The following is a 14182-nucleotide window of genomic DNA, read 5'->3' as shown; positions in this document are numbered from 1 at the left end:
TTTATATATAATATTATATATACTATTAACTAATATTATAAAATACTCAATAAACCCTCTACTTGCAAGGGTTTACAGAAATATTTTCCAAGAGGCCGAAGGCCAAATCTCCGCTACAGGTTCTTAAATCCATATTAAACTTAGTCCAACCCGCCGAAGGCGAAATAATGCCTTAAACGGTCTGTAATGATGTCAATGATGTGAATCCACTCCAAACCGCCAAGCTGTAATACTGACTTCCAAAAAAGTTTTCCAAAGAACCCATCCCCCAATTGCGCGCTCACCCCCTTCCCAATCTGACAGACTTCACTTTCCATGAATTTTGAATATATATGGATTATGAAAGGAACCGTAACAATTGAGAATCTGAGAGGATTCTCTCCATTCCAAGTTAGCTATCGAGACCTGACGGAAGATGTCATTGAGGTGGATGTGAAGGGTCGCGGGATTCTGCGAGAAAATCAAGACCACATCCAAGAAAGACTTCGAGAGACTTGGATGATTTATGATGAACTGACTTTGCATTCCAGCAAGTTGATTGGTTATACATTCGATTTAAAGCCCGGCCACATTAAGACAAAAGTTCAGCCTGGCATCCAAGATGCGTTCATCGATATGGTAGTCACTTTTGAGAAACCATTTAAAGACTCGGCTGATAGATTCGTTCCAACTACGGAACTCATTGTTTCGAATATTTTGGAATCCATATTCGTAATTCCAACCTTCTAAAACTCCCTAATAATTCTTAGGGACTCTCAGCCTTCATTTTCTGCTATGTCGCGCCTATTTATTTTCAGATGATAGGCAAAATATACATTACCGACGTAATCGGTCAAGACACAACCCTTGTTGACATTGTTCGCCAAGTTAAATCACAAAAGGATGCGACGGAATTCGTAGCGGTGATTGACTCTGTAGGTGGCTATGTGAACGAAGGGTTTGCCATTTTTGATTTCCTCAAGGGTCTCAAGGTTCCTGTTCATACCTACGCTAAGAAAGCATATTCCATCGCCAGCGTAATCTACATGGCAGGCGAAAGAAGAATCGTTGATGAGAACGCCACGGATGTTCTGATGATTCACCTTCCGTGGGCTGACATCTTCATGAGAGGCACTTATGATGAACTCATCGAAGGTGCCGAAGATTTAAGGCAAGCTGAGGAAGACCTCATCAAGTTCTATTCTTCCAATCTCGACATCGACCAAGACACAATCAAAAATCTTTTGGCGAAGGAAACATTTCTAAACTCCAATGAGGCTGTTGACTTTGGTCTTGCTACCGAAACAAAAGCTGTTGCGACCGCAATGGCCAAACTCACCAATAATAAAGAAAAAGAAGAAAAAAGTTTAATGAAAAACTTGATTGACGCAACAAACAAAAGACTCGATTCTCTTGCAAAGTTCGTTGGCTTAAAAGCCGAAATGATTCTACAAGATGGAAATGGAACCGAATTGGTTTTCTCTGATTTAGACTCAGGTGACACACCAACAGTTGGTGACCTCGCAAAGGTTGACGGAAAGGACGCTGAAGGCGATTTCGTGATGCGTGACGGTTCAACTTACAAATTCGAAGCTGGAGAATTGAAGGAGATTGTTCCTTCGGATTCAGATGAAGATTCAACAGGCGATTCAACTGATGATGTTGATGCAACCTTGAACGATTCCAAAGCGGAAACTGTAAAACAGCTATGCAAGTGGTCAATGGAAGTCGACAACACAACGTTCGCTGAAGGTGACATTGTTACCTACACTTATGAGGCTGTAAGCTACCCACTTTGCGCGGGTGAATATGAACTTTCAGATGGAAGTTCATTTGTGACCGATGCCGATGGAAAGATTGTCAAAATTCTTGACAAGACCACAGGCGATGATGACGCATCAACTGATGACACCACTACTAACCCAGCCCCTTCAGACAATGCAGATGCCAACATTGAAACCGTCGAGAGACTTCTTGACATCATTGAGGCCAACGCGAGGAAGATGGTTGAAATCGAAGCAAAATATCAAGCCTTGGCAAAGTCAGTTGGAAGCAACTATGAGCCAAGCGCACCGAAGAACGTGTCTTCTCAAACTATCAAAGCTGATAGCGAAGACAAACCAAAATTTTCTATCAGTAGAAAATCAACTAAGAAATAACAAAGCCCATAACCAACTAAACTATAATGGCAAATTTCGATTTTTCAAACGTTTCCCTTTCCCCAAGGGAAGTTGAAGAACTATCAAAGGTAATTTTTGAGACTGCCTTTGCTAACCCAGCACTTGCAGAAATGCATGATGTCATCGAAGGCATCGATATGAAAACCCAAATTCTTCTTTTCGGAAGCATGGGTCTTCAAGGTAAGGCCGCAAACGGTTCTTGCACACCTCAAGATTCTGAAGCTGGCATCGTTGCCACTCAAAAATATTGGGAGAATAACCAAATCGACATCAGAATTCCTTACTGTGCAAAGGAACTTCCTGAATTGCTTAAGGCATTCGGTAGAAAATCCAACAAGTACGATGTAAGCGGTTCTGACGAAATCAAAATGATTGCAAGTCTCTTGCTTGAAGCGATTGATGAAGCTATTCTAAGACTTGCTTGGTTTGGTGATAAAAACGCTAAGACAATTGTATCAGGTGGAACTTTCACCAATGGAACTGACCTTGGATTCTTTAACTCTGTTGATGGAATATACGCTCAAATCTTCAGCGGTGTAACGGCTGGACAAATCAAAAGAATTGTCATCGGTGCCAACACGGGTGCAACGTATTCTGCTCAGGAACTTCCAGCGGGAGAAGGTCTCACAATTCTTAGAAAAGTTTACAATCAATCTGATTCGAGGCTTTCAAATCACCCTGACGCATACTTCAAAGTAACGCAGTCAGTTTACAACAACTTCCTTGACAAACTTGAGGACGCTGGTCTAAATGCGGTTGGTTCACTTGCCGTAAACGACGGTGTAATGACTTACAGAGGTAAGAAAATCGTTGTTGCTGAATTCGTTGATAGAATCATTGATGCTTACCAAGATAACGGAACAAAGAGAAACCTTCCTCACAGAGTAGAGTTCACTATCCCAAGCAACATTCCTGTCGGAACTCTCGACCAAGGTGAATTCAAAGAACTATCTGTTTGGTATGACCAAACTGAAAGAAAAGTTTACACCGAAAACATCTTCAGCATTGATGCTAAGGTTCTTGAACCATACTTCATGAGTGTGGCATACTAAGAAAAATAAGGAAGAAGAGGGCGCGGGATCCCGCGCCCCTCTGAACCTACCAAATTACAAGAAGTTTAACCTCTAAAATATAATGGCATTATGCACATATAGAGTTAGCAAATCTATCGCTGTCGATTGTGAACCACAAAATCAACCAAAGACAGGTCTTGAAGAGAAAGCAATTCTAATCACACGTAAAGACATTGACCTTGCCACCCTTACTCAATCAGGGGCAACAGTCACCAATCTTAATCTAAAGTCAGGCACTACAGCCGTAAGCCTTGAATGGGTGAAGCAACTTTCAACTTCCTCATCTGAGTTTGCCGCTAACGAAACTGGTCTCGACGGATTCACTCACCGTTTCGCGGGTCGAGTTCACTATTCCGACGCTCACTCATCCGAATTCTTAAATGAACTTAGAATGGCTGAAGTTGTAATGGTTGTTGAAACAAAATACAAAGGAACCAACAACGCAAGCGCATTTAAAATCTACGGACTTGAACAAGGTCTAAGGATGACGGCAATGAATCATTCAACGGCTGAAAATGGTGGCGGTGCAACTTTCGAAATCGCATCACAAGAAGGTTATTCTGAATCATTCCCATGGTTGGTTTGGAACGAGGGTTCTTATGCGGTAAACAAAACAAAATTCGACGGTTTATTCTAAGCTGTTTCTTTTTCAATTTCATTTCAATAAGAAAGGTGGATGGGAAAACCATCTGCCTTTTCTTTTTTTAAAATCAACACTATGGCTTGTAGTTCTTGCAAAAATAAATTAGTAACCCCGGTTGTCGTAATCGACAGCAATTTTAGATTACGCGATGTCGGAATGTTTCCGTTCGAATTCGGTTCGGGAGAATTCATTTCCAATCTCAATATGAGTGACGAAATCGCACTCCGATACTTGAAAGAAAACCCAAAGAAAATTTCTCTGTTTGAAAAATTCCCTGAGAATTGGTTAGACCTCATTTCCGAAGATAAACCTCAAGCAGAGGTGAAAAAGAGTAACTCAAAGTAATGTCAGAAAAAAATAAGGGATTGCGTGCTACGCTTCTTGATGTTGAACCGTCGATAGTTGTAAAATTTGACAAGACTCAAGGTATTCAGACATGGGGTGACAATAATAATTATCCGACTCAGATGCGCAACTTAATTGCGGCATCGGTTACCGCTCGTAATTGTATCAAAAGAAATTCGGCATACATCAGAGGAAAGGGATTTGCATTTGAACTTGCCAATGAAATATTAGTCAATCAAGACGGTCAAACTATCAATCAGGTGTTGGGTGACAGTTCAAAAGAATTGGCATACATCAACAATGTTTTCATTCATGTAAATATCAATTCTGAGTACAAAATTACCTCTGCTCAAATTATCCCAAGCACGGACTCGCGCGTTGGAAAGGAAGACTCCAAGGGCTACGCTGGTAAATTTATAGTTTACAATAATTGGGATTTGAGTATTGAAGAGAGCATTAAGAAAGGTGATTTTATAACTATTGACCGTTTCAATCCCGACCCAAAAGTTATTGAATCGCAAGTTCAGGCCGCTGGCGGTTGGCAGAAATACAAGGGTCAAATTCTACACATCAAAGGTGACGCATCAAGAATCTACGCTGAAGCAGATGGAGACTGTGTCGTTTTCGATATGGACTCAGAAAAGAAGGCGGCAAGATTTAAAAACGGTGGTCTTAGGAAGGGAAGATTTGGCGCGAGAATTTACATGACTCAGCCGTTTGATGATGACTATGAACGCCAAGCTTTTCAAAATACACTAAAAGAACTTGAAGGCGAAGATAGCCAAGAGTCAATTATCGTAATGGAAAGCAACGAAATGAGTGATGACTTTGACACCCAATTTAAGATGTTGGATTTGTCTTCCAACATTGATGACAAGATGTTTGAATTCACAGAAAACAGCGTTGCCCGTAATATTAGAAGAGCATTCGGTGTCCCATCTATACTTGTGGAAACAGATTCCGACGCTGGGATATACGGGAATAGTGGTGAACTATTGAAACAAGCTAAGCTTACCCATTGGGAAGACCTTGAAGAGCAACGTTCATTATTGATAAACGCCTTCAAAAGAATTTTCACCCGCTGGGTTGAACCACTTGAAATAAATGATTGGTCAATTATCCCAATCATACAAGATAAGCAAGCAACGCAATGACTCCAATAATCACAATCGATGACCTTAGATTAAAAAAGGATGTTGCAAAAACTACCGATACTGATAAAATCAATCCAATAATTCTTCAAGCCCAAGATGTGGATTTGAGGGACTATCTTGGAATGCACTTTTATTTTGACGTTTTAAGCAACTTGGAAACGCCATCTTATCAAGACCTTCTCAGCGGTTCTACTTTCATGCAAAACGGGGTTCAGTTTGCTCAGGATGGTTTAAAATCGATGTTGATTGACCTCACCTATTCCCGCTTGATGCTGGAAATTAATGTGAACATAACTCCGTTTGGTGCGACCACAAAATTGACCGTCGATTCCGAACCAACTTCGCAAGCCGCGTTGAAGGACAAGGCTCAACAAAACCGCGAATCAGCGGCTTCAAAATGGGAAATCATCAAGTTATACCTCGATGACAACAAACAGTTATTTCCTCATTACAATTATAAAGCTGACACTATTAGAACGGGTGAACGCAAGCTTAAATTTTGGCGAATCTAAATGCAAATTATTCAAAATATTGATAGCGGTTATTTCCGCTTAAATGGTAAGAGGCGAATCAAAAATTATATTGTTCTCCCGATTGAAGATGACGCAATCGCAATCTACAACGCTTACGATACGAGGATGCAATTACTTCCAGCAACACACATTTCCGAAATTCGAGTAAATGGTGTGGTGTTCGGTTCTCAGGTATCATTGATGGAAGTCTTGGTACCGATGATTTTTTCGAAGCAAATTGTGTCTTTGAGCGGCCTTGAACAAGACCAATTGATTGACATCGACCTTGAGCGTATAGATGATGAAATACATATTTATTCAGGCGGCACATGGAGAATCAGCGGTGAACTATACGGCAATTCTGAAGAATTCGTTTACGTAGTTCCAGCGGCTTCCAGCGGCGCGACAAGAATTGACATCATCGTTGCAAATGGTGAAAATACATTTGAGGCAATCCAAGGAACCGAAGATGATGAAAATCCAACATCACCTGTAGTCCCTAATGGAACTTTATTGGTTTCCACGGTTACAATTATCGGAGAAACAATCATTGAAGAAACACCATTTGTAATTCCTGATTTTTTTGTTACAAAACTCGAATCAAACGAATTGCAACTTTACTTCATTGGAACGCTAAATACCTTTGTTCTACCATCATATTTAGGTGCTGTAAGACACATCGGAACATGTACACAATGGAATAGTGTTGGATTTAATGAGGTAGAAGGTCAAGCCCTTTATTCAGGTAAGAAATTCATTGTAAAGAATTTTCAGGCAACTCCGTTGACATTGAAACACAACTCAGGAACGGGTGCCTTTAAATTCTATTTCCCAAACCTACAGGATTTTGTTCTTGAGCCGAATCATGTAGTTGAATTTAGCATCTCCACAGCCGCCTCAAGGTTAGAGTTCATCGGTCTGATTCCTGACGGCGGGAATCAAGACCTTCAGGCAGTTCTTGACAATGGTAATATTGCGACAGACCAAACAATAGGTCTTGCATCAAGCGCATCGGACAATAGCATATACTTAACTCCTACAGTAGTTTTAGTGCAATCACCAACTGAAGATTTAAGACTTGAACCTCACAGGGTGATGTTGACTGACGTTGAGGCTTCATCATCGATTGAAGTCAGTAAATCAACAATCACCATTACGCAAAACGATGGGGAAAGAAATGGTGGGTTGATAATCGGAGCAGAACAATTTTCGATTAGTGGAGACACGCATGAACAAAAATTCCGTCACAAAAGCGGCTATGTTGCAACCGAAGATTTTGTTGATGAATCAATAGCGACCTTAAGCGGCGGTACTCAAAATTTACAGTCAGTTCTTAACTACGGTTCAGAAGCGCAAGGTCATGACATTCACTTAGAATTAGACCAATATGCTGATGGAGCAATTGATTTCGTTGTAACGGAAGACTATAATCGAAGTTACATTAAGGTTTCTAATAGCGGTTCAGGTTCGGGTGGACATTACTTAGAAATTGATGGTTCATCAATCAACTTTAATGCATCGACGGATTACAATACTAAGCTGATTGGTTTCAACGGTGTTGAACACGCTGATGTTATCGCGAGAATGCCTATGGAATCAGGAACACTTGCCACACGTGAGTATGTTATTCCCCAAATCACGGGCTTAACAAGTAGCATATTATCAGCGTCTACAATTTCGAATGTGTGGCTAAATAGTGATGGAACAAAAGCAAATCAATCCACCAATCCAGCGTATAGAACAGGTAGCATTATCCTAACAGGTGGAAGTATTTCATACAACACCAATAATGGTAATTCCAATTTTGGAACATCATTCGGTCATATAACGGGCGCGGGTGGAATCACAGGCTTTCTTCAATTATTCAGCCAAGGTTCTAATGGTGGTATGGTTAATCCAATTGTCTCATCATTCACAGGAGCATCGACCAGTCAAGCCCAACAAGTTTTTTCTGCCGTTAAATCGATAGCTTACGATAAGTGGACTGATAGCCGATTACTTTATTCCTTTAAGAACGGATATGGTTCGACAGAATCTGCGGCTCCGACCTTGTTGAATATTGGAACCGATTATTTACAGTTCAATCAATATCCAACTTCAAGGTTCGATTCAGGGACAACAACAAATTATCTCTCGACAGACTCATCAGGTAAAGTAATTTCTAAACCTGTGAGCGGTATTACAGGTACGGATTATAGTTCCTCAATTAATGCCATTAGTGCTGTGACAAGCGGGCATTCTACGACCATTTCAAACTTAATTTTGAGCAAGGTTGATAGATTCCCCATAAAAGAAAATTATTGGGTTCTTCCAAACATCGGTACGGTTAACCTAAATGTTCAAGGTCCCGTACCTGTAATATCGAACGGGCCAGCATCAAGGAATTATGTTCAGACAAATGCCTTTACAAGAACGGGGAGATTTGGGTTAGAAACAAGTTCAACATCAGGCACATCATCGGGTGGCCGCCAAGGAGCATACTTCTCACGAAGTGATTCTTCCTTCGAGATTTGGACAAAGTTCGGAAGTTCAACGAATGGAAACCTTTCAGGAATCAGGTCTTTTGTTGGATGCGTAACAGGGAACTTTCTTGCATTTACGATAGATGCTACAACGTTCACCAACTGCATGGCATTCGCAAGAATTGCAACTTCCAATAATTGGCAGATTGTTCACAATGATGCATCAGGTTCTGCAACTGTTGTAGATACGGGTTTACCTGCAAATACTGTTGAAAGTGATATTTACCTCGGTTATATCAATTCATCATCATCAGGAGTAACATTTGTTTTGACCAATCAAACAACGAACGCCTCTTTTACATATTCCACATCATCAGACCTTCCAACAGTTGCATTATCGATAGGATATGCAACATGTAATAATACCAACGCTTCGGCTGTAGGTCTTGATTACTTCGGTCATAACATAGCTTTAATTCGATAGGAATGAACTATTACATCACCAGTCAAGGTCAAACATATACAGACCTTGGAGAATTAGTTGTAATGCAAGATAATCACCCGACGTTTCTTGCTTATTTATCATTTCTTCACACAGACGGAACCGTTTTAATCTACCCTGGCATTCATCCGAGCGAGGCTCAGGAAATTGCCGTTGAAGATGAATATTGTAAATACCTTAAGCGTAAAGCAGATGGGGAAAGTGCATATCTGAAAATCAGCGCGAAGCTCCGTGTGTCGAAACTTGGTGGCCTTATAAACGATGAAGAACATATTGCTGTTGAATCTGCAATCGAACCTGTGAGAGCAGAAATAGTTTTAGGTCAATGGATTGGCGGCAAGCAAAAGCTTGAGGCAATCGGTAGTGAAATTATTGGAGAAAATTTCTACAATGAACTGCTAACCATTATAACAAGCTACATAGATGAAAATTATTAGTGAAAACAATGTTGATTTTGGGCGGGATAGTTACGGCTTTCCTTGCGCCAATTAAAGGTTTAATAATCCTTATGGTTCTTTTCGTCACACTCGACACCTTCGCGGGAATCTTTGTAATGTTTAGAAAGGAAGGCTGGACAGGATTTAGAAGTCATAAACTGTTCAACCTCGTTATAAAAAGTTTCTTCTATCTGATGACTATTATCATGGCATACTTCGCTGATGTCCATCTTTTGAACGGCTCGTTTATGGACATTAAGCTATTCCTCAGCAAATCAATATGTGTTGTTTGGTGCTATGTCGAAATGAAATCAATTGATGAAAAGTCACAAAAACTTGGAAATAAAAGTATTTGGACAATCATCCAAGAATTGATTGGTAAACTCAAAGGAATCAAAAAAGATTTGAATGAAATTACCGAAGAAGAAAAAGAATCTGACGCAAACAAGCCTGTCGAATGATTCGAAAAATAGCCAGCCGAAAATAGGCTGGTTTTTTTTTGGTCAAATCTTCACTTTGAGAATTATGATACTATTTATAATAATATGAATAACATGAAATGGCAAGACCAAAAGGACAATCAAGCAAAATGAAAATTTGGACAGATGCGCTCAAAACAGTCCTTGAAGGCAAGAAGGTCATTTTCCTAACTGACGAAGATTTGGTTCTGCTCGTCAATAGGGAAATTAAAAAACATGGTGACCCACGATGCATAATCAGCAACCGCCAATTCAGGCGGTGGAAAGCTGGGGAAATCGAAAATGAACATGCTGAAGAATTCCTTGAAATACTTCAGTTGGCCTACATCGATATGAAAGAGGTCGTTGGTGAAAAATTGATGAACGATGCAAACTTTACTCGTTGGGCTTGGATTCTCGAAAGAAAATTTAGTAGTGAATTCGCTCTCGTTCACAAGCAAGAAACCACCCGAACGAATCAAACCATTATACAAATCGAAGCGGGTTCGGAATCAAAGAAAAATCTCATTGACGCGATTAGGAACGGAACCGTCATCGACATCAATTATCAAGATGTTGAACCTTTAAAAATCAACATGCCAACTTCAACAGATAACGAAAAAAGTGATGAATATGATTTTTGAAAGAAGTAACTCAAACCTCTACGGAAGACGATAAACCGAAGGGAACAATTCCAACAACCGCCTTCGAGAAAGTTGCAAAACTATCGAAAAGGATAAGAGCAGTCCGAGGCGGCCAATCAGCGGGAAAGACGTATGCAATTTTGGAATACCTCATTTGGTTTGCCGAAAAGCGCAAGATTAACATCAACATTGTCGGAAAGGATATTCCAGCTTTGAAGAATACAGCAATGAAGGATTTCTTCGACATCCTCGATTTGCTTGGTTTATACGACCCTGAAAAACATAATAAAACCGATAGGACTTATCGCCTCAACAAATCAAAATTCAAGTTCCTTGGATGTGACGAACCTGCTAAACTCAAGGGAGTCAGGGCTGATATTACTTATTTCTGTGAGGCTAATAACTCCCCGCATCAAGCATGGCATGAGCTTCATTCAAGAACAAAGTTGTTTAGTCTCCTATGCTGGAATCCTGATGCTCCATTTTGGTTTGACGAACGACTATTAGGAAGAGATGATTGCGATTTCATCACGCTAACGTTCCAAGACAATGAAGCATTATCGGATGACATTAAATCCGATATGTGGGAATGGAAACGGTTAGCAGAATTAGGTGACCCCTACTATGAAAATCTTTGGCAGACAAGAGGATTAGGACAACTTGGAAGTCTCACGGGAGCAATCTTAACCAATTACGAAACCATTGATGAAATACCACCTCATGCAAAATATGTTGGCGGTGGAATGGACTTTGGATTCTCAAATGACCCAACAACATTTACAGCCATTTGGGAAGCTGATGGAACTCTGATTTGGGATGAAGTCATTTACGAAAAAGGATTATTCAATCCTGACATCTTCGCAAGGCTCAAATCTACTAATTACAGAACTCAGATAATTTATGCTGACCAATCAGGAGCGCAAGCGATTGCAGAATTAAGGAAGTTTGGGTTACCGATTCTTGGAGCCAAGAAATATGAGAACTCGATAATTCACGGGTTAAGTCTCATGCAACGGGAGCCGTTTAAGGTGACCGTGAGTTCTAAAAATCTGATTAAAGAACTCCATAACTACAAGTGGTTGCAAGACAACGATGGAAACAGTTTGAACGTTCCAATTGACAAGTATAATCACAGCATCGACGGAATCAGATATTGGTATATGATGACAAGAGGCAAAGGCCAAAAGAAATTCGGTTTTAAATGGCGATAACAGGAATTACAAATTACACATTCGAGGAATTTCTCTTGGTAGATTATGACGAACTCCGTCAGATAAATGAATTCCTTCAATGGCTTAGTCCAATACAAGAATTTGAATTTGAGGATGAAACAATTCAACTATTGGAATTGGACTCATTAAGCTTCGGAGATGTGACGAACGTTAGAGATTATTTGTCTGACGGCAATCCTGAAAGCTTGGTTGAAATCGCGAAGCTAATTACAGGATTAGACACCGACCAATCATATCGAATTCCAATCATCGAATTCTACGGAATCTTGAATACCATCAAAGCGCGGGAAAAACAATTGGCAACGATGGAGCAAAACGAACTCCATCAGGAACCTGATGCCGATTGGATTCTTGTAAACGGCTCTGAAAAAATGGGTCAGTTTGGTGTTCTAAATATAATCGATGACCTCGCAGGTGGCGATATATGCAAATGGGAAGCGGTTGAAAATTTGCCGTATTGGACGGTTATTCAAAAATTAAGAATGAACAAGACAATGGCTTCGCTACAACGTGCGATTGCCTCTAATAAAAAACAAAGACAAAACAACAAATGACATTAAAAGAACTTTTCGAAGATGTGGCAAATAAAAGGTGGTTCTTCTTCTATGGAAGAAAGGATTATCAGAATCTAATTGAACTTGAAAAGGATGTCATTGGGTTATTCGTTGAACCAATTGTTGAAGACCCAAAGTTCAATGAATATGGTGAAGCGACTATGACCTATTCAGGCCGCTTTCTTTTGGCGGTACATTCCGATGTTGATGAAGAATATGATTACAAGTTTGAAACATATATCAAACCGATTAAGGAAAATCAACTTCCCTTTATTCTGACCGCTCTCCAATGTAACAGCTATAAGATTAACCAATTCAGAATTCTTGAAGTAATCAATATGGAAGACATGAATGTCGATGGAAAATTGGTTAGCTATAACCTGACATTGATTGACTAATGAATGTTCGAAGAAGAAACTAAAGATGTTCTCCATGAAGAAATGGAACGACTCCGGGATGACATCCTGAAGGTCTACAATTCCAGCGGCAAAAGAACAACAGGAGAATTCGAAAGAGGGTTGCTGACATTATATCAACCGAACCAAGCTTTCCTGTTTGGATATGAATATCTCGGCGGTCGAAGGGCTGGAAAAATGCCACCGCTGGAAGCAATAGAGAAATGGATAAAAGCCAAGGGTTTGAAACCATTAGAAGACAAGCTTTCAATCAGTTCATTAGCATTCCTCATTGCGCGTTCAATCGCTAAGAAGGGAACCAAAAAGGAAAATAACCTTCCAATTTATACTCAAGTGATTACACCCGACCGAATTCAAGAAATCCTTGATAAAGTCGAGCAAATAAATGTTAGCCGCTTCATCAAAGATGTTGAGGCGATGATAACAAAAAGCTTCAACGAATTTCAATGATTAGCATAATTAACAGCTTACCGAACTTAAATCCCGCCTACAACAATTTCATCGTAAAATTTCAAAGTGACACAATCGATGAACCTGTTAGGGCATCCGTTATGGTTGACGGTTTGGAGTTTGTCTTCTTCCCTTTCGAAGGTGTGTTCACAATGAATTTGAAGGACATGGCTAAGGCTTTGTTTGCACCTGACAGATTCAAGGATTCAATCATTCCTGACTTATCTGAATTGTTCATTTATGATGATGATTCAATTGTAAAATCTTTAGTAGTTGACATAACCGTTGAAGCCGATTTCGTGAGCGATTTTAGAGCCTTCACGTTTAATTTCTATGGCGGTGTGGAGCAACAGATTGGTTATAGAAAGAAACTCGCTTACGCTCAAGATACCGACGTAAGAATCCTATTGCCAACGGCAAACTATCTCACCTATACGGTTCCCTATTTTGAAGGTTATCCATTTGATTTTTCAGTCTATGGAACTAATTCGGGTGACACAATTTCCTTTAGAAATATTAGCACCTCAATGACAAGTGAGTCGTATGCAATTACAAATTCTGACACTAAGAGAATGTATCTGTGTGACGGTGGTAATGAGGTGACTTTTGATGATGTCATTCTTTTAAACTCGGCACTCAACCGATTGGAGTTATATGTGAATGACGAATTCAAATGCAACGTCAACATCTTCCGTAAAGAAAGTGAATGCGGTCATTATTTGAAATGGCTGAATAATGAAGGTGCATATTCCTATTGGCTGTTTTCTTCGGTCGCGCGTGAAACCTACAAGACCAAAGAACTTGATGTGATTGAGGGAGATTACGGAAATCTTCAGGACATCTATTCTTCCATTTATCCGATTGGAAAGACGGCAACCGCAACGCTCCAACTTAACACAATTGCTGACGGACAATTCGCTGATTACTTTAAGTCGCTTTCTACAAGCGCACAAGTTGAACTATATTATTATTCAAGTCCATTTAATCAAATTGAAGATGAAAGCGATTTCATTAAGGTCTATCTGAACGCGGGTTCAATGGACACAAAAACGAAAAATGGTAAACTCTCAATAAGCTTGTCAGTCGACTTGCCACCGATAAACACCATCACACTTTAATGCGATTATTTGTCAACGGTCAG

16 protein-coding genes are annotated in these 14182 nt (G+C 40.0%); all 16 read left to right on the top strand.

The window, feature by feature from the left end; translation table 11 throughout:
* Positions 1–339: 339 nt before the first annotated feature.
* The 16 genes from EOO50_RS05330 (at position 340) to EOO50_RS05255 (ending at position 14159) form a co-directional block, all read left to right on the top strand.
* On the top strand, positions 340–729 hold the full coding sequence (locus EOO50_RS05330; protein ID WP_290838467.1) for a hypothetical protein: 390 nt from the start codon (positions 340–342) through the stop codon (positions 727–729).
* 68 nt (positions 730–797) lie between these two features.
* Entirely contained in the window at positions 798–2138 is a 1341-nt protein-coding gene (locus EOO50_RS05325; protein WP_290838465.1) for a Clp protease ClpP, read from the top strand.
* Positions 2139–2164: 26 nt separating this feature from the next.
* The gene (locus EOO50_RS05320; protein WP_290838464.1) at positions 2165–3211 is read left to right on the top strand and encodes a hypothetical protein; all 1047 of its coding nucleotides are present in this window, start codon (positions 2165–2167) and stop codon (positions 3209–3211) included.
* Between the two features lie 82 nt (positions 3212–3293).
* On the top strand, positions 3294–3869 hold the full coding sequence (locus EOO50_RS05315; protein WP_290838463.1) for a hypothetical protein: 576 nt from the start codon (positions 3294–3296) through the stop codon (positions 3867–3869).
* Between the two features lie 39 nt (positions 3870–3908).
* The gene (locus EOO50_RS05310; RefSeq protein ID WP_290838462.1) at positions 3909–4220 is read left to right on the top strand and encodes a hypothetical protein; all 312 of its coding nucleotides are present in this window, start codon (positions 3909–3911) and stop codon (positions 4218–4220) included.
* Positions 4220–5374, top strand: coding sequence for a hypothetical protein (locus tag EOO50_RS05305; protein ID WP_290838461.1), 1155 nt, complete (start codon positions 4220–4222; stop codon positions 5372–5374). Before EOO50_RS05310 ends, EOO50_RS05305 begins: the two co-directional genes overlap by 1 nt.
* Positions 5371–5886 (top strand): hypothetical protein, encoded by a 516-nt coding sequence (locus EOO50_RS05300; RefSeq protein ID WP_290838459.1) that lies wholly within the window; start codon positions 5371–5373, stop codon positions 5884–5886. The genes EOO50_RS05305 and EOO50_RS05300 overlap by 4 nt, the downstream gene beginning before the upstream one ends.
* Entirely contained in the window at positions 5887–8832 is a 2946-nt protein-coding gene (locus EOO50_RS05295) for a hypothetical protein (RefSeq protein ID WP_290838458.1), read from the top strand.
* Positions 8833–8834: 2 nt separating this feature from the next.
* Entirely contained in the window at positions 8835–9287 is a 453-nt protein-coding gene (locus EOO50_RS05290) for a hypothetical protein (protein WP_290838457.1), read from the top strand.
* Between the two features lie 8 nt (positions 9288–9295).
* Positions 9296–9748: a phage holin family protein gene (locus EOO50_RS05285; protein WP_290838472.1), complete on the top strand. Its 453-nt coding sequence runs from the start codon at positions 9296–9298 to the stop codon at positions 9746–9748.
* Between the two features lie 98 nt (positions 9749–9846).
* Entirely contained in the window at positions 9847–10389 is a 543-nt protein-coding gene (locus EOO50_RS05280; protein ID WP_290838456.1) for a hypothetical protein, read from the top strand.
* Positions 10386–11600, top strand: coding sequence for a terminase large subunit (locus tag EOO50_RS05275; protein WP_290838455.1), 1215 nt, complete (start codon positions 10386–10388; stop codon positions 11598–11600). Before EOO50_RS05280 ends, EOO50_RS05275 begins: the two co-directional genes overlap by 4 nt.
* Positions 11591–12175 (top strand): hypothetical protein, encoded by a 585-nt coding sequence (locus EOO50_RS05270; RefSeq protein ID WP_290838454.1) that lies wholly within the window; start codon positions 11591–11593, stop codon positions 12173–12175. Before EOO50_RS05275 ends, EOO50_RS05270 begins: the two co-directional genes overlap by 10 nt.
* Positions 12172–12573, top strand: a complete 402-nt coding sequence (locus tag EOO50_RS05265) for a hypothetical protein (protein WP_290838452.1) — start codon at positions 12172–12174, stop codon at positions 12571–12573. The genes EOO50_RS05270 and EOO50_RS05265 overlap by 4 nt, the downstream gene beginning before the upstream one ends.
* A 3-nt stretch (positions 12574–12576) precedes the next feature.
* Positions 12577–13041, top strand: a complete 465-nt coding sequence (locus EOO50_RS05260) for a hypothetical protein (RefSeq protein WP_290838451.1) — start codon at positions 12577–12579, stop codon at positions 13039–13041.
* Complete coding sequence (locus EOO50_RS05255) at positions 13038–14159, top strand: hypothetical protein (RefSeq protein WP_290838450.1); 1122 nt, start codon at positions 13038–13040, stop codon at positions 14157–14159. The genes EOO50_RS05260 and EOO50_RS05255 overlap by 4 nt, the downstream gene beginning before the upstream one ends.
* Positions 14160–14182 lie beyond the last annotated feature (23 nt).

This window comes from Flavobacterium sp., assembly GCF_004211145.1.
Taxonomy (GTDB): domain Bacteria; phylum Bacteroidota; class Bacteroidia; order Flavobacteriales; family Flavobacteriaceae; genus Flavobacterium.
Note: the sequence above shows the minus strand (reverse complement) of the source record. Positions and strands in the feature narration are given on the sequence as shown.